Genomic DNA, 19,597 nt, shown 5'->3' with positions numbered 1-19,597 from the left:
CGGCCCCGCCGCACCTCGCTCTCCCGAACCGTCCGCCACCCGGCCAGTCCCTCACCGCCGCCGGCCTGCGCGCCGCCGCGCGCCAAGCCCGCCGCCCGCCCCCCCCCCCCCCCCCCCCCCCCCCCCCCCCCCCCCCCCCCCCCCCCGCTCCCCCCGCAGCACCGCGCACGACTCCGCGAGAGGAGGAAGACGTTGGTCCAGCCGGACCCGGACCCCCGCAGCGACGCCATCCTGGAGGTGGCGGGGGTCGACAAGAGCTTCGCGGGCGTCCACGCCCTGCGCGAGGTGGACTTCACGCTGCGGCCCGCCGAAGTGCACGCCCTCATCGGCGAGAACGGCGCGGGCAAGTCCACCCTGATCAAGGTGATGACCGGCGTGCACCGCCCCGACGCCGGCACCGTACGACTCGGCGGCGAGGCACGGGACTTCCGCAACCCGCTGGAGGCCCAGGCGGCCGGGATCTCCACGATCTACCAGGAGGTCAACCTGGTCCCGCTGATGTCGGTGGCCCGCAACCTGTTCCTCGGCCGCGAGCCGCGCCGCTTCGGCCTGGTCGACAACCGTCGGATGAACCGCGAAGCAGCCGACGTCCTCGGCCGGTTCGGCGTCCGGGTGGACGTCACCCGGCCGCTGCGCACCCTGGGCCTGGGCGCCCAGCAGATGGTCGCGCTGGCCCGGGCGGTGCAGGTCGACGCCCGCGTGGTGATCATGGACGAGCCGACCTCGTCACTGGAGCCGAAGGAGGTCGAGACCCTCTTCTCGGTGATCCGCGGCCTGAAGGAGCAGGGCATCGCGGTGGTGTACGTCAGCCACCGGCTCGACGAGCTGTACGCCGTGTGCGACCGGGTCACCGTCATGCGTGACGGCAGGGTGGTGCACACCGGGCGGATCGCCGGCCTCGAACGCCTCAAGCTGGTGTCGCTGATGCTCGGCCGGGAGATGTCCGCGGTCCGGGAGAAGGGCAGCACCGCCTTCGACTCCGAAGGGCACGAGCGCCATGACGGCCAACCCGCCCTCCGTGCGACCGACCTGACGGTCCATCACCGCCTGCACGGCGTCTCGCTCGACGTGCACCCGGGCGAAGTCGTCGGGCTGGGCGGCCTGTTGGGGGCCGGACGCAGCGAGACCGCGAAGGCGATCATCGGGGCACTCGCCACCGAGCAGGGCTCGGTCGAGGTGGAGGGCAGGGCGATGCACCGCCGCAGCCCGGCCGCCGCGATCCGCGCGGGCGTGGTGATGCTGCCGGAGGACCGCAAGGCGGAGGGGGTGATCCCGAACCTGTCGGTCCGGGAGAACATCTCGCTGGCCGCGCTGCCCCGGCTGTCGCGGGCCGGGCTGGTCTCGCAGGCCAAGCAGGACGAGATCGTCACGTTCTTCATGAAGCGGCTGCGGATCAAGGCGTCGGGCCCCGACCAGAAGGTCGGCGACCTGTCCGGCGGCAACCAGCAGAAGGTGCTGCTGGCCCGCTGGCTGTGCCTGAACCCCAAGGTGCTGCTGCTGGACGAGCCGACCCGCGGCATCGACGTCGGCGCCAAGGCGGAGGTGCAGGGCCTGGTCGACGAACTCGCCCGCGACGGGCTGGGGGTACTGCTGATCTCCTCCGACCTCGAAGAGCTGATCGAGGGCTCCGACCGGGTGGTCATCCTCAAGGACGGCCACGTCGTCGGCCACCTCGACGGCGACGATGTCAGCGAGGCCGGCCTGCTGGACGCGCTCGCCACGGCACCGGACTCGCCGGAGTCGGCGGCACCGGCCGCACCGGCCGCGCCCGAACCGGCGGCACCCGCCGAGCCGGTGGAGCAGGCCGAGCAGGCCGAGCCCGCCGCACCCGACGCTTCGGCCGAACCCGACGCCTCCGCCCGACCCGACGCCTCCGCCGCACCCTCAGACCCCGCTGATCCCGACGAACCCGCCGCGCCCGGACACCCCCGAGCGCGCCCCGCCAAGGAGAAGCAGCCATGACCTCCCTCACCTGGCCGGGCGCGGCCCTGGACCGCGGCCGGCTGCTGCGCCTGCTCCAGGAGTACGGCGTGTACGCCGCGCTGGTCGTCCTGTTCGTGGTCGCGGTCGGCCTGGACGGGTCGTTCCTGTCGACGGGCAACATCCGCGTCCAGCTCTACCAGGTCGCCCCGACGCTGCTGGTCGCGCTGGGCATGTCCCTGGTGATCGGCACCGAGGGCATCGACCTGTCGGTGGGCGCCACGATCGCGCTCGCCGCGTCGGTGGTGCCGCTCTACGCCGGGTACGGCCTGTTCGCCGCGCTCGCGGTGGCGCTGGTGCTGGGCGCGGCCACCGGCGCGGTCGGCGGCGCGATGGTCGCCTTCGCCCGGGTCCAGCCGATCGTGGCGACGCTGTCGCTGATGATCGGCGTGCGCGGCCTCGCCGAGATCGTCAACGGCAACTCGGCCAAGCCGATCACCCAGTCCGGCCTGCTCGGCCTCGGCTCGCACACCCTCGGCGGCGTCCCCGAGATGGCCTGGATCGCCGGCGTCTGCGCGCTCCTGACCGGGCTGCTGGTGCGCCGCACCACCTTCGGCCGGCAACTCGTCGCGATCGGCGACAACCGGCAGGCGAGCCGGCTGTCCGGCCTGCCGGTCCGCCGGGTGCTGATCACCGTCTACGTGCTGTCGGGCGTGCTCGCCGCGCTCGCCGGCGTGCTGATCGTCGGCCACGGCGCGGAGGCCGACCCGGCCAACCAGGGCCTGAACATGGAACTGGACGCCATCACCGCGGTCGTGGTCGGCGGCACCCCGCTGTCCGGCGGCCGGGTGCGGGTGCTGGGCACCGTCGCCGGTGCGCTGTTCATGCAGCTCATCACCGCCGTACTGACCCAGCACAACGTGCACACCTCCTACACTCAGATCGTCGAGGCCGCCATCATCTGCTTCGCGGTGTACGCCTCCCAGGAGCGAGGGACCCGATGACTTCCACCGCCCTCCAGCCGGCCCCGATGCCGCCGGGCGCCGCGTCCGACGGGCAGGCCGCGCGGGTCCCGGTCCGCGAGCGGATCGCCTCCCAGGTGCAGCGGCACGGCGCGCTGGCCGTCCTGGTCCTCGTCGTCGCCATCGCCTCGGCGACCTCCTCGACCTTCCCGACCTGGAACAACATCAGCAGCATCCTCGGCAGCAACGCCTTCGTGTGGCTGCTGGCGCTCGGGATGACCTTCGTCATCATCACCGGCGGCATCGACCTGTCGGTCGGCTCGATGTTCGCGCTCGGCGGGGTGCTCGGCGCGTACGGCTCGCGGCACGGCACCTGGCTGGCGATCGTGCTGCCGCTGGCGGTCGGCGCGGCCTGGGGCACCGTGCAGGGCCTGCTGATCGCGTACGCGCGGATGGCGCCGTTCATCGTGACGCTGGTCGGACTGCTGGGCCTGCGCGGGCTGTTGCAGGCCGTCACCAGCGAGGGCGCCACCACCTACCTGGTGCCGGCCCACTCCTGGTTCCGGAACCTGGGCGCCGGCACCTGGACCCCCGTGCTGATCGTCGCGGCGCTCTTCGCGCTCGGCGCGCTGCTGCTGACCCGGACCCGGTTCGGCGCCACGCTGACCGCGCTGGGCGGCAACGAGCACGCGGCGCGGCTGATGGGCCTGCCGGTGGCCCGGGCGAAGGTGCTGGTGTACCTGCTGTCCGGCACCCTGGCGGCGGGCGCGGGCGCGCTCGGCGGCGCCCGGCTCGGCTCGGGCGTGACTACCATCGGCGTCGGCTACGAACTGACCGCGATCGCCGCGGTGGTGATCGGCGGCACCCTGCTCACCGGCGGTGCCGGTTCGATCGGCGGCACGGTCAGCGGTGTGCTGCTGCTCGCGGTGATCCACAATCTGATCGACCACTATTTCTCGCAGTACGGATCGGCGTTCACCGACACCGTCAACGGCGGCTTCCTGGCCGTCGTGGTACTGCTACAGACGCTGCTGAGCCGTACCCAGCAGCTGGAGTGACCGCCGTACCAGGGCAACAGCACCACCGCGGGCCGGGGGGCCGCAGACCTGAGCCGGACCGCGACGCAACCGGTCCGACCGAGAGAGGATTTCCGTGGGCGTCAGCCTCAAGGATGTCGCGCTGCGCGCCGGCGTGTCCGTGAAGACCGTCTCCAACGTGGTGAACGACTACCCCCACGTCACGCCGAGCACGCGCCGGCGGGTCCAGCAGGCGATCGACGAACTCGGCTACCGGCCCAACCTGACGGCACGCCACCTGCGCAAGGGCCGTACCGGCATCATCACGCTGGCCGTGCCCGAGCTCGGCAACCCCTACTTCGCGGAGGTGGCCGGCGCGGTGATCGACGCGGCGGCCCGGCACGAGCTGACGGTGCTGCTCGACCACACCGCGGGGCTGCGCGAGAAGGAGGTGCTGGTCTCGCAGGGGTTCCGCTCGCACGTCATCGACGGGCTGATCCTCAGCCCGATCCGGCTGGAGAGCGAGGACCTGCTGACCCGCCCCGAGGGCCCGCCGATGGTGCTGCTCGGCGAGCGCGAGTACGACGCCCCGTACGACCACATCATGATCGACAACGTGGGTGCGGCGCGGACCGCGGTACGGCATCTGCTGGACATCGGGCGGCGCCGGATCGCCTTCCTCGGCGCCCGCCGGGAGAGCGCGCGCCAGCCGGCCCACCTGCGGCTGCGCGGCTGGCGGGAGGCGATCACCGCCGCCGGGCTGGTCCCCGACGAGTCGATGGTCGCCGCCACCGAGGGCTACGACCGCGCCGACGGCGCCGCCGCGATGGCCGCGCTGCTGGACCGCGAGGACCGGCCCGACGCGGTATTCGCCTACAACGACCTGATCGCCCTGGGCGCGATGCGCACCCTGGTCGAGCGGGGCCTGCGGGTGCCGGAGGACATCGCCGTGGTGGGCTTCGACGACATCGAGGAGAGCCGCTACGGCATGGTCTCGCTGACCACCGTCGCCCCGGACAAGGCCGCGCTGGCCCAACTCGCGGTGGACTGCCTGGTGGAGCGGATCGCGGTCGCCGGCGGCGCCGAACCGCCCCAGCCACGCCGTATCCTGCCCGGCTACCGGCTGCTGGTCAGGGAGTCCACGGCGGTGCGAAGAAGCTGACGCCGGGGCCGCGCGTGCGGATCGGCCTAGGCCCGCCCCGGCCCCGTCGCCGCGCCCCTCACCCGCCGACCGACCGCCGCCGCGCCCGCGCCCGTGTCCCTCCCCGCGGCCGGGCGGCGACCGTCGCGGCACGCCCTCCCACCGGCCCTCGTCCCAGGATGACCATGCCCTCTCAGTCCCCCGCGCCCGCCGCCTCCCTGCGCCGCTCGCCGTTCGGCACCGCACCGGGCGGCGCCGCCGTCGCGTGCTGGACGCTGGACTCGGGCACCGGGGTGCGCGCCGAAGTCCTCGACCACGGCGCCACCTTGCGCGGCCTGCACGTGCCGGACCCGGCCGGGCGCACCGAGGACGTCGTGCTCGGCCTGCCCGCGCTCGCCGACTACCTCGCCGACCAGCCCTACCTCGGGGCGGTCGTCGGCCGGTACGCCAACCGGATCGCGTACGGCCGGTTCACCCTCGACGGCCAGGCCCACCTGATCCCGCCCAACGACCGCGGGCACGCCCTGCACGGCGGCCCGGACGGCTTCCACCGCCGGGGCTGGCAGGCCGCGCCCGCCGCGGACAACGGCCCGGACACCGCCGCGCTGCGGCTGACCCTGCACAGCCCGGACGGCGACATGGGCTTCCCCGGCGCGCTCGACGTCGAGGTGGTCTACCGGCTCACCGCCGCGGGCACGCTGAGCGTCGACTACCGCGCCCGTGCCGACCGGGCCACGCACGTGAACCTCACCAACCACGCCTACTTCAACCTGGCGGGCGCCGGACGCGGCGACATCCTCGGCCACACCCTGCGGCTGGACTCCGACGGCTACCTGCCGGTCACGGCCGAGGCGGTGCCGCTCGGCCCGGTCGCGCCCACCGCGGGCAGCGCCTTCGACTTCGGCCGGGCCCGGACGATCGGCGAGCGGATCGGCGACCGGGACCGGCAACTCGCCGACGCCGGCGGCTACGACCACTGCTGGACGCTGGCCGCGCCGGAGCCGGGCGGGGCGCCGCGCCGGGCTGCCCGGCTCGACGACCCGGGCAGCGGGCGGTGCATGGAGGTGTGGACCACCGAGCCGGGCATCCAGGTCTACACCGGCAACGCGCTGGACGGCTCGCTGACCGGCCCGGCCGGCCGGCCGTACCCGCGGCACGGTGCGGTGTGCCTGGAGACCCAGCACTTCCCGGACTCGCCGAACCGGCCGGAGTACCCGGCGACGGTACTGCGGCCGGGCGAGGTCTACGTCAGCCGGACCGAGTTCCGCTTCCCCCACCTGGGGGCGCCCTCGACCGCGGCCGCGGTGGCCGACGGCTCGTCGGAGGCGTCGCGTGCCGACGGGTCGGACGCCTGATCGCCCTCCCCTCCCCCGCCCTTGCCGTCCCCGGCGGACCGGCGCAGCTTCGGGTAGGCCCGGCGGCCGAAGAGCAGCCGCTGGAGGAGGAAGCCGATGGCGAGGGTGGCCGCGCCGGCCACCGCGTCGGCGAAGAAGTGGTTGGCGGTGGAGATGATGACCACGAAGGTGGCCAGCGGGTAGCACACGCCGAGCACCCGCAGCCAGGTCCAGCGGGCCAGGAAGAACAGCGTCAGCCCGCACCACGCCGACCAGACGATGTGCACCGACGGCATCGCGGCGTACTGGTTGGACACCGTGGAGACGTGCCCGGAGTCCCAGGAGCCGTGGGTGTGGTGGCTGACGATGGTGTCGATGAACCCCTCGGAGCGCAGGAAGCGCGGCGGGGCGAGCGCGAAGAGCGTGAAGCCGACCAGTGCCAGGCAGGTCGCGGTGTACAGCGCGGTGCGGGCCGCCCGGTAGTACTGCGGGCGGCGGGCGTAGAGCCAGATCAGCACCGCCGGGGTGATCGCGAAGTGCAGCGTCGCGTAGTAGTAGTTCATGCCGACCGTCAGCCAGTTGATCTTGTCGACGGCGTGGTTGAGGCTCAGCTCGAAGTCGACGTGCAGCAGCCGCTCGAAGTGCAGGACCTCGCGGGCGCGGTGCAGTGCCTCGCTCTTCTCCCGCGGGACGTAGCGGCGGGTGCGGCTGTAGGCCAGGTACAGGGCGACGGTGAAGGCGAGTTCCAGCAGCAGCCGGGGCCGGTTGCGCGGGCGCATCCGGGCGGGCAGCAGCGGGAACCGCCGCAGGCCGGCGGGCCGGTCCTCGGTGTCCGGGGTCTGCGCGGTGTCGGCCGAGCCGGTGGTGGTGGCGGTCATCGGGCGCCTCCCGGTACGGCCGCGGCCCGCCGACGTGCCTCGGCACCGCCCCGGCGGTGACGGGTCGGTGCAGGTCCCGGCCTTCGCCCGCGCGGTGACGGGCTCGGCAGGCTCGGCGAATACGCCAGCAGCATGCGGTCGATCTCTCTTCCCGAACGATCCGGCGACAAGCCGGGCGACTCGCCCGACACTACATCGGACACCAAAACGTCCGGCTACCGATACCGACCGGACATCTTTGCTCGATGGGCGCGGTCACGGAGCGTACCTGGCGAGGCGCGGGTCGCCAAGTCGCCCGCCGCGGTGCAGGGGTGCGTACGGCGCCGGGGCGCGGGCGTCGGGAGAGGTCGGCGCGATTCCCGGGGGCGCGGGCGAAGACGGTCGGCGCGGCATTGGCCGCTGACCCGCAACCGGCCCTGGACGCCGTCACATTGGGTGATGTGGGTGATCTTGGCCACATGCCGGAGCCCGCGGCAGGACATCACTGCGGCGCGGGTGCGGCGGCGCCCTGGCGGCGGTACGGCACCGGCACGGCGCCGCCGCGGCCTCGCTGCGGCATCGGCTGCGGCACCGTCAGGGGCCGGGGCGGGAAGCGGAGGTCAGGGCTCCCGGGCGGGGGCGGTCGTGGGCGTGTTCGCGGGCGTGTTCGCGGGGGCGCCCGCACCGGCGACGCCGCCGGCAGCCGTCGCGGCGGGTCCGGCCCCCGGCGAAGCGGTGGTGCCCGGCGTACCGCCGCCGGTCGGTGTCGGGCCGGGCTGGGCCGTGCGGTCGGGGTGGGCGGCGCGGTCGGCCTCGATCGCGCCGAGCGCCTGCTGGTCGGCGAGCGCGATGGCGAGTTCCCCGGCCGCGGTCGGGTGCAGCGGCGCCTTGCCGGTGGCGTCCTGCACGAACGGCTGCTTGCTGCACAGTTCGTGCCCCTCGAAGCCCGGCCGGGCGACGGCGAAGTGGAAGGTGGCGGCGCCGCTCTCCAGCACCGCGTTGAGGTCCGACAGCCGGGAGCCGAGGACGTCGGCCTTCTCCCGGGTGATGCCGTCCTTCTTCAGGCAGCCGGTGTCCGGCCCGAACGGGTCGTAGTACTCGTTGACCAGCACCGCCGGATGGTGCGGCAGCGCGGCGAGTTGTTCGAGCAGGTCCAGGTAGTCCTGGGTGAAGCCGGCCAGCTCCTCCTTGAAGTACGCGGTGGACGCGTCGTCGTCGCAGACCGGCGCCGCCGCGCAGAGCCCGGTCAGCAGCCCCCAGTTCATGTCGTTGGCGCCGATGCTGACGATCACGGTCGACGCGCCGGTCGCCCGCTGGGCGACCGCGAGCTGCGGCGGCACCACCTTGCCGCCGCGCACTTGCACCCCGAGGATGCCGTCGGACACGGTGGCGCCCTGGCAGGCGAGGTTGAGCACCTTCCAGCCGTTGGCGGCGGCGAGGTCGGCCGCGTAGGCGTCGGAGCTGCGGCCGCAGGTGCGGTCCAGCGCGGTGGGGTGCTCCACCAGCGGGTTGCCGATGCCCGCGGCGGTCGAGTCGCCGATCACCACCGCGTGGATGCCCGGCAGCGCGGGGCCCTTGGCGGCGGGCACCGGCTCCGCACGGGTCCGGCCGACCAGGTCGTCGAGCGTGTGCACCTGGCGCAGCGCGCGGGGGGTGCCGGAGGCGAGCAGGTACACCCCGGCGGCGTTCGCCGCGCTCACCGTCACCAGGGTCGCGGCGAGCATCGTCAGCATGGTGCGGTGCGAGGTGCGGCCGGCGCCCGCGATGGCGATGGTGATCACGCCCGCGCAGCCGGCCGCGACGAGGGTCTCCCAGATGCAGTAGCGCTTCCAGCCCGCCGCGAGCTGCCGGCTGAGCATCGGCACCAGCGCGTTGTCGCCGTCGGCGTGGAACGCCTGGTTCACCTGCGAGTCGAGGGTGATGTGGGCGAGCTTGAGCTTGGGGCGGATCGGCCCGTCGAAGCGCGGCTGGGTCGGGATCGCCTCGCCGAACAGGTCCAGCTCGCCGGGGCCGGACCGGCTCAGGCCCGGCTGGGCGGCGCCGACCTGCACGTTCTGGCCGGCCGCGGAGACCGACTGCATGGGGGTGAGCCGCACCGCCAGCCAGATCCCGGCGGCGCTGGCGACCGCGATCAGTACGGCCGCGAGCAGCAGGTTGCGGCCCCGGCGCAGCCACCGCGCCCTGCCGTTTCCGCACCGCACGAGCCCCACGCGCTTCCCTCTCACCGCCCGGGCCCGCCCTTGCGCGTGGCCCTGTGTCCGATCCATCCTGCGCGGCTCCCTTGCGAGGCCGCCTGCCCACGACCCTAACGGGCCAACCCGGACGAACGCCCCATCGCACCCCATCGCGCCCCGGCTCGCACCCCTGCCGGTCCCGGCCGGAACCACCGCCCCTACGGTGGGGCGCATGTACCGGCTGCGCCCGTTCGAACCCGCCGATGCCCCCGCCCTGACCGCGATGCTGCACCGCGCCTACGCGGAACTGGGCGGGCGCGGGCTGAACTTCACCGCGGTGGACCAGACGGAGCGGACCACGCTGAAGCGGGCCGGGACGGGCGCCTCGTGGCTGCTGGTGGACGGCTCCCGGATCGCGGCGAGCCTGACGATGACGCTGCCGCCGCACGAGACGCTGCGCCGGCTGAGCCGCACCGCGGCGGCTCCGGGCCGGGCCTGGCTCAACCAGATGGCGGTCGATCCCGCGGACCGCGGCCAGGGGCTCGCCTCCCGGCTGTGGGCGGTGGGCCGCCGGTGGGCCGTCGACGCGGGCGCCTCCCACCTCGGCGTGGACACCGCGGAACCCGCGGCGCACCTGGTCGAGCTGTACACGGCGTGGGGCTTCGCCCGGCGCGAGACCGTCCAGTGGCCGGGCAAGACGTACCGCAGCGCCGTCATGGAACGGCCGTGTGGGTGACCGGCGTCCCCCACACGGCGGACCCGGCGCCGCCGCGCCCCGGGCCGGACCACGCGCCGACCGGGCCCCGGCCCCGGCCCGCCCCTACGGTGAAGGGGTGATCGAGCGGATCGGGCTGGTCGTGCACGGCGGCAAGGAGGCCGCCGTGGCGGCCGCGGCACGCGTCAAGGCATGGGCCCGGGGACGCGGCGTCCCGTGCGCGGAGATCGACGTGTGGAACACCCCTGCCGCCGACGGCGACGAGAAGGACGGCGGCATGGGGCGGCTGACCGCGCTGGAGGAGGCGGAACAGGCCGGGCTGCCGGACCTGGTGGTGACCGTCGGCGGCGACGGCACCCTGCTGCGCGGGGTGCGGGTGGCCGCGGCGGTGGACGCCCTGGTGCTCGGGATCGACGTGGGCCGGGTGGGGTTCCTCACCGAGGTGCGCGTGCCGGACCTGGAGGCGGCGCTGGACGCGGTGCACGCCGGCACCGGGCACGTCGACGCACGGCTGATGCTCACCATGCGCGCCTCCCGCCCGCTGGAGATCCCGACCGGGATGCAGGCCCTGCTGCGGTACGGCCGCGGCCCCCTGCTGCCGCCGCCGACCCCGCGCGACGCCGATCCCGGGCACACCGGGTGGGGCGTGCCCCTGGACGTGCTGGGCCTGAACGACGTGGTCTTCGAGAAGCTGGCCAGGGACCGCCAGGCGAGCGTCGCGATCTACGTGTCGGGGCGGCTGCTCGGCTTCTACTCGGCGGACGCGTTCGTGGTGGCCTCCTCCACCGGGTCCACCGCGTACAGCTTCGCCGCGGGCGGGCCGATCGTCTCGCCGCACCTGGACGCGCTGGTGTTCACTCCGGTGGCCCCGCACATGGTCTTCGACCGCAGCCTGGTGCTGTCCGCGCGCGAGGAGCGGGTGGCGGTGCGGGTGCTGGAGCGGTCGGGGCGGGTCGCGGTCAGCGTGGACGGACGGCTGTGCGGGGTGCTCGACCCCGGTGACTGGGTGTCGGTGTACGCGGCGCCGCGGCGGGCGCGGCTGGCCCGGCTGGCCGACCCCGACTTCCTCGGCCGGGTCCGCGACCGGTTCGGCCTGGCCGACGCGCCCGCCGCGCTGGCCGACGGCTCGGCGCCCGCGGAGTACCGTCCGGCCCAGCCGCTGCCGGACGACCTCGCGCACCCGGGCCCGCCCGACATCCACTGACACCCCGGCACCCCGACACCCTCCGAACCATCCGCGTCCGCCCGGTACACACGTGTACCGACGGCGTACGCTCCCGGCATGAGGGACAGCGATTTCGTACGGCGGATCATCGGCATCCTCACCGAGGCCCGGCAGATGCAGGTGCTGCTGGAGGAGGACCCCGACCGGCAGGACATCTCGGGCGACAACGTACGCGCGCTGCTCAACGAGACCATGCCGACCATCGAGTTCCCCGCCGACGCCAGCCCGAGCGAGATCGGCGAGGCGCTGAGCATCCAGCTCAGCCCGGTGATCGAGCGCCTGACCGGGGCGTTCTCGCTGATCTTCCTCCAGCTCGCGGACGTCCACGACGCGGGCCGCACCGACGTGACGTCCGCGGACATACTCCAGGACCTCGCCCTGCGGGCCGACGAGCTGTGGCCGGGCGAGGAGGAGTCGTGACCGCGGGCCCGGCCGCCGGTGGTGCCGTGACCCGCGCGCGGCGGGCCACGGCACCGGCGGCCGCCGTCAGCCGGCGGCGGTGACCGTCGAGGGCAGCGACAGCGTGCCGGTCAGCGGCAGGTTCCGGGACGAGTCGCCGACGAGGATCTGGTAGTTCCCCGCGGCGGCCGTCCAGGTGCCGGAGCCGGTGTCCCATGACGCGAGGTCACGGGTGCTGACGGTGAAGGTCACCGTCCCGGAGGCGCCCGGGGCCAGCGAGATCCGCTGGAAGCCCTTCAACTGGTGCGGTGGCTCCCCCGCCGCGCCGGGATCGCCGACGTACAGCTGCGCGACCTCCGCGCCGGCCCTGCTCCCGGTGTTGGTGACGGTCGCGGTGACCGTGGCGCGGCTGCCGGAGATCGCCCCCACGTGCAGGTCGCTGAAGGCGAAGTCCGTGTACGACAGGCCGTACCCGAACGGGAAGAGCGGGGCGACGTTCTTCGCGTCGTACCACCGGTAGCCGATGTCCAGGCCCTCGGAGTACTCGACCTTGCCGTCGGTGCCCGGCCACTGCGCGGTGGTGTTGGCAGGGACCTGGGCGAGCGAGGTCGGGAAGGTCACCGGCAGGTGTCCGGAGGGGTTGGCGTCGCCGAAGAGCAGCGCGGCGATCGCCTCGCCCCACTCCTGCCCGTCGTAGAAGCCCTCGAAGACGCCCGCGACCTGGTCCAGCCACGGCATGAGGATCGCCGCGTTGTCGTTGAGCACCACGATGGTGTGCGGGTTGGCCGCCGCCACCGCGGAGATCAGCGCGTCCTGGTCGTTCGGGAGGTTGAGCGAGGTGTTGTCCGCCTCCTCGTGGCCGTAGTTGTCGCTGGCGAAGACGATCGCCACGTCGGAGGACTTGGCGAGCGCGGCGGCGGAGTTCTGGTCGGTGCCGTCGTTGTAGGTGACCGAGGTGCCGGTGCCCTGCAACCGGTCCTGGATGCCGATGATCGGGGTGTAGGTGCCCGCGCTGGTGACGGTGCCGCTGCCGCCGCCGATGGTCTGGGCGCCGGGTCCGGCGTCCTGGCCGATCACGGCGACGGACTTGGTGCTCGACGTGCTCAGCGGCAGGATGCCGTTGTTCTTCAGCAGCACCGTGCCCTCCTCGTCGCCCTTCAGCGCGACCTGCGCGTGTGCCGGGGTGGTGACGATCGCGGTCTTGGAGCCGGACGGTGCCTTGTCGAACATGCCGAACCGGAACATCTGGGTGAGCACCCGGGAGACCATCGTGTCCACGGTGGCCTGGCTGACCTGGCCGTCCTGCACGGCCTGGATCAGGTAGTCGGCGTAGTAGTAGCCGCCGGGCATCTCCACGGTGAGCCCCGCGTTCGCGGAGTCGACGGTGGAGTGGATCGCGCCCCAGTCGGAGGTGACGAACCCGGTGAAGCCGGCCTGCTGGTAGAGCGGCTTGTTGAGGATGTCGGGGTTCTGGCAGGAGGGCACGTTGTTCACGTTGCTGTACGCGCACATCACCGAGGCCGCGCCGCCCTGCTCGATGGCGGTCTGGAACGCGGGCAGGTAGATCTCCTGGAGCGTGCGCGCGTCCACGTCGATGGTGCCGGCCGGCTGCTCGATGTTGTACGCGGCCGCGTGCTTGACCTCCGCCATCACGCCCTGGCCCTGGATGCCCTCGACGTCCGCGGCGCCCATCTGCCCGGACAGGTAGGGGTCCTCGCCGAACGTCTCGAACGCGCGGCCCCAGCGCGGGTCGCGCACCATGTTGACGGTCGGGCCGAGCGCCACGTTCACCCCCTTGGCGGCGAACTCCTGGCCGACCGCGGTGCCGTAGTCCTGCTCGTAGGCGGTGTCGAAGGTCGCGGCCGACACCAGCCCCGAGGGCATCTGCGTGACCCCGCCGAGGCCGTCGCCGACACCGGCCGGGCCGTCCTCGAAGTTGACGTCGGGGACGCACAGCGACGGGTTGCCGATGATCTTGCCGATGTAGTCGGGCGAGTCGGTGCCGTGCAGCATGGCGACCTTCTCGTCCAGCGACATCTGGCCCATGAGCTGGGCGACGCGGGTGGCGGCCGGCGCGGTGGAGTTCACCCACGGGCAGTCGCCGGGCGCGGGCCGGCTCGGCGGGGGCGGCACGGTGCCGGTCACGTCGCCGACGGTGTGGACCTGGAACTCCCACAGGGCGTAGCCGTATCCGGTCGCGCGCGTGGTGCCGTACATCCGGATGTAGCGGCCGGTGCCGGTCACGTCGAGGGTCTGCTTGCCGCCGGTGCCCGTGGTGGTGGAGTAGACCGGGCTCCAGGTGGAGCCGTCGGCGGAGACCTGGATCTGGAAGCCGGTGGCGTAGGCGTTCTCCCACTGGAGCACCACCTGGCAGATCGGCAGGCTCGCGCCGAGGTCCACCTCGAACCACTGCGGGTCGGCGTAGGCGCTCGCCCAGCGGGTCACGGTGCTGCCGTCCACGGCGTAGTTGGGCGAGTAGCCGGGGTCGTCGTCCTGCACGGAGGAGGCGGTGGCCGGGTGGCCGAGGGCGGCGTTGGTGGTGCCGCAGTCGCCGGTCGGGGTGCCGCCGCCGTCGCCGCTGCCGCCGGTACGGACCTGGAACTCCCACAGCGAGTAGCCGTATCCGGTCGCGCGGGCGGTGCCGTACATCCGGATGTAGCGGCCGGTGCCGGTCACGTCGAGGGTCTGGGTGCCGCCGGTACCGGTGGTGGTGGAGTAGACCGGGCTCCAGGTGGAAGCGTTGTCGGAGACCTGGATCTGGAAGGCGGTGGCGTAGGCCGCCTCCCACTGGAGCACCACTTCGCAGATCGGCACGCTGGCGCCGAGGTCGATCTGGAGCCACTGCGGGTCGGCTGCCGCGCTGGACCAGCGGGTGCCGGCGTCGCCGTCCACCGCCGCGGACGCCGGGGTGCCGGCGTTCTCCGTGGAGGAGGCGGTCGCGGGCTGGTCGAGCGCGGAGTTCGCCGAGCCGCACCTCGCGCTCGTGCCCCCGGTGAGGGTGCCGTAGACCTGGAACTCCCAGAGCGAGTAGCCGTATCCGGTGGCCCGCTTGGTGCCGTACATCCGGACATAGCGGCCGGAAGCGTTTACGGCCAGCGTCTGCGTGCCCCCGGTGCCGGTGGTGGTGGAGTAGGCCGGGGTCCAGGTGGAGCCGTCGGCGGAGACCTGGATCTGGAAGCCGGTGGCGTAGGCCGCCTCCCAGGTCAGGACGACCTTGCTGACGCTCGCGTTCGCGCCCAGGTCGACCTGGAGCCACTGCGGGTCGGCGGCGGCGCTGGACCAGCGGGTGCCGGTGTCACCGTCCACCGCCGCGGACGCCGGGGTGCCGGCGTTCTCGATCGAGGACGCGGTGGCGGGCTTGCCCTGCGACAGCAGGGCGGCGTCGGCGGCGTGCGCGGGCCCGGTCCCGCCGAAGAGAGTTGCGGTCATGGCCATGACGGTGACTGCGACCAGCCACGCGAAGCGGATTCTTCGGACCGCGGCACGCGCCGCCGTCCGATGAGTGGAGGACATGGATCTCCCTCGCGATGTGGGGGGTGGTGGGGGGTGTGCGCGGGCGGCACGAGACGGCCGCGGAACCCCGGACCGTCCGTCGGGTCCGCGCCTGGCACCGCGTCAGCGGTCCGCCCACACACGGGAGAGCGCTCTCCCGCACCGGGAAGTGAACAGCCGGCACGCCGGGGGCGTCAAGGGCGGTCCGCGTCAAAACTTGCTCTGTACGGTGGGGAGGTGGGGGTTCCGGTTCGGCACTCGGCCGGCCGCGGTCCGCCGGCAGCGTCCGCCTCGGTCCGGGTCCGGGTCCGGGTCTCGTGCCACGGCCCCGCTGCCGTCGCTCCGCCGCGGTCCGGGTCCGCCGGCGCCGGACCGTCCCGGTATCCGCACGTCCGAGGAGGCAACTCGTGTCCACCACTCCCCCGGCGCGCCAAGTCGCCCTGCTCGGCGGGGGTTTCTCCGCCGGCGACGACGGGTTGATCGACGACTGGATGCTCGGGCACGCGCGGGTCCCGCGCCCCCGGGTCTGCTTCGTGCCCACCGCCAGCGGCGACGCCGAGGGATACGTCGCCCGGTTCCGTGCCGCGTTCGAGCCGCGCGGGGACTGCGAGGCGACCGTACTGTCCCTGTTCCGGCGGGAGTTGGACGACCAGGCGCTGCGTGCGTTCGTGCTCGCGCAGGACGTCGTCTACGTCGGCGGCGGCAACACCGCGAACCTGCTGGCGGTATGGCGCGTGCACGGCCTGGACCGGCTGCTGCGCGAGGCGTACGACCTCGGGACCCTGATGTGCGGGGTCAGCGCGGGCGCCAACTGCTGGGCCCGGGGCTCCCACACCGACTCCTTCGGCCCGCTCACCTTCCTGCCCGACGGGTTGGGCCTGCTGCCCGGCTCCGTCTGCCCGCACTACGACACCGAGGCCGGGCGCCGCGAGTCCTACCGCGCCTTCGTGGCCTCCGGTGCCCTGCCCCCGGGTTGGGCGGTCGACGACGGCGCCGCGGCCCTGTTCACCGACGGCCACCTCACCGAAGCGGTCACCCGCGTCCCCGCCGCCCGCCTGTACCGCGTCGAGCCGGACGGCCGGGGCGGGACGACCGAGCGGGCCCTGCCGTGCGCCGCGCTGCCGTCGGGCTGAGCGGCACCCGGGGGCGGGAGGACCGTTGTCCGTCGCCCGGAGCACGGTGATGGACGACCCGGGGGGACGAGGCCCTGCTCTTGCCGGCGCTGGGCCGGCATCGTGGCGGCGGGGCCCGAGCGGCGCGCCCTCGGCCGCGTTCGCGGCGCCGGACGCCCCGGCCGCACCTCGGGAACGCGAGGCACCGCTCGCCTGGTTGGCCGCATCGGCACGGGGCCGCTGGACGCCTTGCGGAAGGCCGGCCCGGATCGCGGTCGCCGGACGTGGTGGGGGAGGCGCGGTCCCCGCGGACCTGCGGCGCCGTCGACGTCTGCGACGCGCCGGCGTGCGGGCCGACGCCTGGCAGCGTGAACTCGACCGTCCGGGACGGGTGTTGACACGGCAGACGGACCCGGCCGGCGGCGATATCGGATTGCCGCGGGTCGGCGCGGACCGCGACACTGCGGCGTGTGACCGTACTTGCCCGTGATCTGGTGCTCGAACACTTTCGGTGGGACCAAGGGCACGCCGACGTGTGGGCGGTCTTCCGGGACGCGGAGGCCATGGCGGCGGTGGTCGCCGGGCTCGTCGCGCCGTTCCGGGACGCGCGGGTCACCGCGGTCTGCGGGATCGAGTCGCGCGGGTTCCTCCTCGGCGGCGCCGCGGCGGTCGCGCTGGGCGCCGGGTTCGTGCCGATCCGCAAGTCGGGCAGCCTGTTCCCCGGGGACAAGGTCGTGCGGCGCACACCGCCCGACTACCGTCGCCGCCGGCACACCCTGCGGATGCAGCGGGGCTCGCTCGGGGTGGGCGACCGGGTCGTCCTGGTCGACGACTGGATCGAGACCGGCAGCCAGGCCGCGACCGCCCGCGCCATGGCCGAGGAGTGCGGCGCCGGTTGGCTGGGATGCAGCGTCGTCGTGGACCAACTCGCCGAGGAGCGCAGGGCGGTGCTCGGTCCCGTCCACGCCCTTCTCACCGCACGCGAACTCCCCGCGCCCGCGGGATGAACGGCCGGGCGCGTCGCACGACGGGGGCCGCGCCGCCCGGCAGGCGGCGATGCCCGGCGGCCGGCGTTGCTCGGCGGAGCGTACTGCTCAACGTGCGGTGATGCGGGGGACGTACCAGAGGCAGAAGGCGGCCAGGGCGGCGCACACCGCGAGGCAGATCCCGGTCTCGATCAGCTGGAGCGGAAGGAACTGGTTCATCTTGAAGGCGCTGCTGTAGTGCCCGACGATGTGGTGCTGCCGCATGCATGCGGGCACGTCGCGGACCCTGGCACTGGTGCATGGATCGTGGCTGGTGAGCGTGCCGTCGGCCCGGACGTATCCGAGGCCCTGGTACCAGGCGTCACGCGGGGAGTTCGGGAAGTCGAGGCCGAGGCCGCGGCTGCGGCGGACGGACGGGGTCAGCAGGTGCGGGCGCAGCTTCTCCAGCCCGAGCAGGGCGGCCTCGCTGAGCCCGGCGCCGGCCGCGACCGCGGGCAGGGTACGGCGCAGCAGCACGCCGGTGACCGCGCCGATCATCAGGGCGAGCAGGATGTGGGCGACGCCGGCCGGGCCGGTCCAGGCGAAGAAGTCCCAGCCGTTCCACCAGATGGTCGCGCGCCAGGCGGAGCGGTCGGGGCCGGTGCCGCTGTGGCCGCGCCAGCTGGAGTACCACCACCAGGTGACCGGCACGGTCAGCACGGCGGCGGCCGCGGTGGTGATCAGGGCTGCCGTGCCGAGCCTGACCGCGACCCATTCGCGGCGGCCGATGGACTGCGTCCAGGCCAGACGGTGGGTTCCGGACTCCAGGTCCTGCGCGAACAGCGGTCCGCCGAGCAGCGCACCGACCGCGAGCGGCAGGTAGCGCAGCACGGACGGCGACCGGTCGAAGACCATGTGCACGACGCTCGGGATGGCCGGCGGAGCCGCGTCGTCGTTGCCGGGGTCGCACCGCTGGGGTGAGGTTCGGCAGATGTCGGCGTAGTGGTGCACGCCGGAGACGAGTTGGTGGTGTTCCCACACCGACCACAGCGCGCCGAGGACGGCGAACGCGACCATCGTGCGGTAGACCGCCCGGTGCTTCCGCCAGGCCAGCCAGGCGGGGCCGGCGAGGCGGGGCAGCGGGAACGGCAGCCGGGCCGGGCGCTCCTCGGGCGGCGGCCAGGACACGTAGCGGGCGAGGGCGCTCATCGGTCGGGGTCCGTGTCGTCCTGGTGGTGGTGCGCGCGTATCTCGTCGGCCGGGCGGGTCGGCGGCACGTCGGCGGGCGCGAGCAGGGGCGGGGCCTGCGGGTTGCGCAGGTAGGCCAGCAGGATCTCCTCCAGGCTGGGCGGTTCGGCGCTCACGGCGGGGTCGAGGGAGGTCGGCAGCTGGATCATCGCGGTGAGCTGCCGGCCGGTGGTGCGCGCTTCCACGACGGTGTGGCCGAGCAGCGCGTCCGGCAGCGGGGCGGCCGGGTCGGGGCGGGCGGCGCCGCGCCGGTGGTGGGAGCGCGGATCGGCGCCTGCCCGGACGCCGGACGGCTCGTGGCCGTCGAGGGTGTGGGTGACCAGGGTGTGCGCGGCCTGGACGAACTCCACGTCGTCGGCGACCAGCATCCGGCCGTGTGCGAGCAGGAGTACGTAGTCGCAGACGAGGTCCAGCTCGGCGAGGATGTGCGAGGACATCACCACGGTGGTGCCGTGTTCGGCGGCGGTGGTCATCAGCGCGGCCATCATGGCGTGCCGGCGCAGCGGGTCGAGGTCGGCCATCGGCTCGTCGAGCAGCAGCAGTTCGGGGCGTTTGCCGAGGGTGAGGGCGAGCGCGACGCAGGTGCGCTGGCCGCCGGAGAGGTGGCCGACCTTGGCATCCAGCGGCACGTCGGCGTCGGCCACGACGCTCCGCGCGCCGGCGTCGTCCCACCGCGGGTTCATCTCCCGGCCGTAGCGCAGCGTCTCGGCGACGGTGAACGCGGAGTGCAGCGGGCGGTCCTGGAGCAGCAGGCCGACGCGGGGCAGGACGGCGCCGGCGCCGGGCCGGTGGCCGAGCACCCGCAAGGAGCCCTCGGTCGGGGCGCGCAGTCCGGCGGCGACCGCGAGCAGGGAGCTCTTGCCGTCTCCGTTCGGCCCGACCAGGCCGGCCACCCGGCCGGCCGGGACCCGGAAGTCGCAGTGGCGCAGCGCCCATTCGGCGCGGTTGCGGATGCCGAGGCCGCTCGCCTCCAGCGCGGGTGCCTCGGTGCCGGTGCGCGGGACACCGGCCGAGGGGTGGTCGGTCATCGGTCCTCG

15 protein-coding genes are annotated in these 19,597 nt (G+C 74.2%); 10 read left to right on the top strand and 5 right to left on the bottom strand.

Features of this window, described 5'->3' with window-relative positions; translation table 11 throughout:
• Positions 1–192 precede the first annotated feature (192 nt).
• From ACIPAE_RS25940 to ACIPAE_RS25920, 5 genes are all read left to right on the top strand, one after another.
• Positions 193–1,962 (top strand): sugar ABC transporter ATP-binding protein, encoded by a 1,770-nt coding sequence (locus ACIPAE_RS25940; RefSeq protein ID WP_402448225.1) that lies wholly within the window; start codon positions 193–195, stop codon positions 1,960–1,962.
• Complete coding sequence (locus ACIPAE_RS25935) at positions 1,959–2,924, top strand: ABC transporter permease (RefSeq protein ID WP_329372150.1); 966 nt, start codon at positions 1,959–1,961, stop codon at positions 2,922–2,924. Before ACIPAE_RS25940 ends, ACIPAE_RS25935 begins: the two co-directional genes overlap by 4 nt.
• The gene (locus tag ACIPAE_RS25930; protein ID WP_329372148.1) at positions 2,921–3,940 is read left to right on the top strand and encodes an ABC transporter permease; all 1,020 of its coding nucleotides are present in this window, start codon (positions 2,921–2,923) and stop codon (positions 3,938–3,940) included. The genes ACIPAE_RS25935 and ACIPAE_RS25930 overlap by 4 nt, the downstream gene beginning before the upstream one ends.
• A 94-nt stretch (positions 3,941–4,034) precedes the next feature.
• The gene (locus ACIPAE_RS25925; RefSeq protein ID WP_328460910.1) at positions 4,035–5,060 is read left to right on the top strand and encodes a LacI family DNA-binding transcriptional regulator; all 1,026 of its coding nucleotides are present in this window, start codon (positions 4,035–4,037) and stop codon (positions 5,058–5,060) included.
• Between the two features lie 164 nt (positions 5,061–5,224).
• Complete coding sequence (locus tag ACIPAE_RS25920; protein WP_402448222.1) at positions 5,225–6,394, top strand: aldose epimerase family protein; 1,170 nt, start codon at positions 5,225–5,227, stop codon at positions 6,392–6,394.
• Here ACIPAE_RS25920 and ACIPAE_RS25915 read toward each other — a convergent pair.
• A complete protein-coding gene (locus tag ACIPAE_RS25915) occupies positions 6,283–7,251 on the bottom strand; it encodes a phosphatase PAP2 family protein (RefSeq protein WP_366412157.1) in 969 nt (322 codons plus the stop codon). The two genes, ACIPAE_RS25920 and ACIPAE_RS25915, sit on opposite strands and share 112 nt — an antisense overlap.
• Before the next feature lie 599 nt (positions 7,252–7,850).
• Positions 7,851–9,440 (bottom strand): GDSL-type esterase/lipase family protein, encoded by a 1,590-nt coding sequence (locus ACIPAE_RS25910; RefSeq protein WP_366412156.1) that lies wholly within the window; start codon positions 9,438–9,440, stop codon positions 7,851–7,853.
• Positions 9,441–9,636: 196 nt separating this feature from the next.
• Here ACIPAE_RS25910 and ACIPAE_RS25905 point away from each other — a divergent pair, with 196 nt between their 5' ends.
• The 3 genes from ACIPAE_RS25905 to ACIPAE_RS25895 all read left to right on the top strand — a co-directional run bounded on the left by ACIPAE_RS25905 (position 9,637) and on the right by ACIPAE_RS25895 (position 11,764).
• The gene (locus ACIPAE_RS25905) at positions 9,637–10,140 is read left to right on the top strand and encodes a GNAT family N-acetyltransferase (RefSeq protein WP_402448220.1); all 504 of its coding nucleotides are present in this window, start codon (positions 9,637–9,639) and stop codon (positions 10,138–10,140) included.
• Between the two features lie 97 nt (positions 10,141–10,237).
• Complete coding sequence (locus ACIPAE_RS25900) at positions 10,238–11,323, top strand: NAD(+)/NADH kinase (RefSeq protein ID WP_402448217.1); 1,086 nt, start codon at positions 10,238–10,240, stop codon at positions 11,321–11,323.
• Positions 11,324–11,401: 78 nt separating this feature from the next.
• Positions 11,402–11,764, top strand: a complete 363-nt coding sequence (locus tag ACIPAE_RS25895; protein ID WP_329372138.1) for a hypothetical protein — start codon at positions 11,402–11,404, stop codon at positions 11,762–11,764.
• A 66-nt stretch (positions 11,765–11,830) separates the two neighbouring features.
• On the opposite strand, the gene ACIPAE_RS25890 is transcribed toward ACIPAE_RS25895, so the two are convergent.
• Positions 11,831–15,172, bottom strand: coding sequence for a discoidin domain-containing protein (locus tag ACIPAE_RS25890; protein ID WP_402448215.1), 3,342 nt, complete (start codon positions 15,170–15,172; stop codon positions 11,831–11,833).
• Between the two features lie 470 nt (positions 15,173–15,642).
• On the opposite strand from ACIPAE_RS25890, the gene ACIPAE_RS25885 reads away from it, so the two are divergent.
• Complete coding sequence (locus tag ACIPAE_RS25885; RefSeq protein WP_402448213.1) at positions 15,643–16,368, top strand: Type 1 glutamine amidotransferase-like domain-containing protein; 726 nt, start codon at positions 15,643–15,645, stop codon at positions 16,366–16,368.
• A 449-nt stretch (positions 16,369–16,817) separates the two neighbouring features.
• Complete coding sequence (locus ACIPAE_RS25880; protein WP_402448210.1) at positions 16,818–17,354, top strand: phosphoribosyltransferase; 537 nt, start codon at positions 16,818–16,820, stop codon at positions 17,352–17,354.
• A gap of 87 nt (positions 17,355–17,441) precedes the next feature.
• Here the strand turns inward: ACIPAE_RS25880 and ACIPAE_RS25875 are convergent, their stop codons facing one another.
• Both ACIPAE_RS25875 and ACIPAE_RS25870 read right to left on the bottom strand, forming a co-directional pair.
• A complete protein-coding gene (locus ACIPAE_RS25875; protein WP_402448207.1) occupies positions 17,442–18,521 on the bottom strand; it encodes a cell wall protein in 1,080 nt (359 codons plus the stop codon).
• Positions 18,518–19,588 carry an ABC transporter ATP-binding protein gene (locus ACIPAE_RS25870; RefSeq protein WP_402448205.1) on the bottom strand — a complete coding sequence of 357 codons (1,071 nt, stop codon included), beginning with the start codon at positions 19,586–19,588 and terminating at the stop codon, positions 18,518–18,520. Before ACIPAE_RS25870 ends, ACIPAE_RS25875 begins: the two co-directional genes overlap by 4 nt.
• Between the last annotated feature and the right edge of the window lie 9 nt (positions 19,589–19,597).

Origin of the sequence: Streptomyces sp. NPDC087270, assembly GCF_044744625.1 — a bacterium.
Classification (GTDB): Bacteria; Actinomycetota; Actinomycetes; order Streptomycetales; family Streptomycetaceae; genus Actinacidiphila.
Note: the sequence above shows the minus strand (reverse complement) of the source record. Positions and strands in the feature narration are given on the sequence as shown.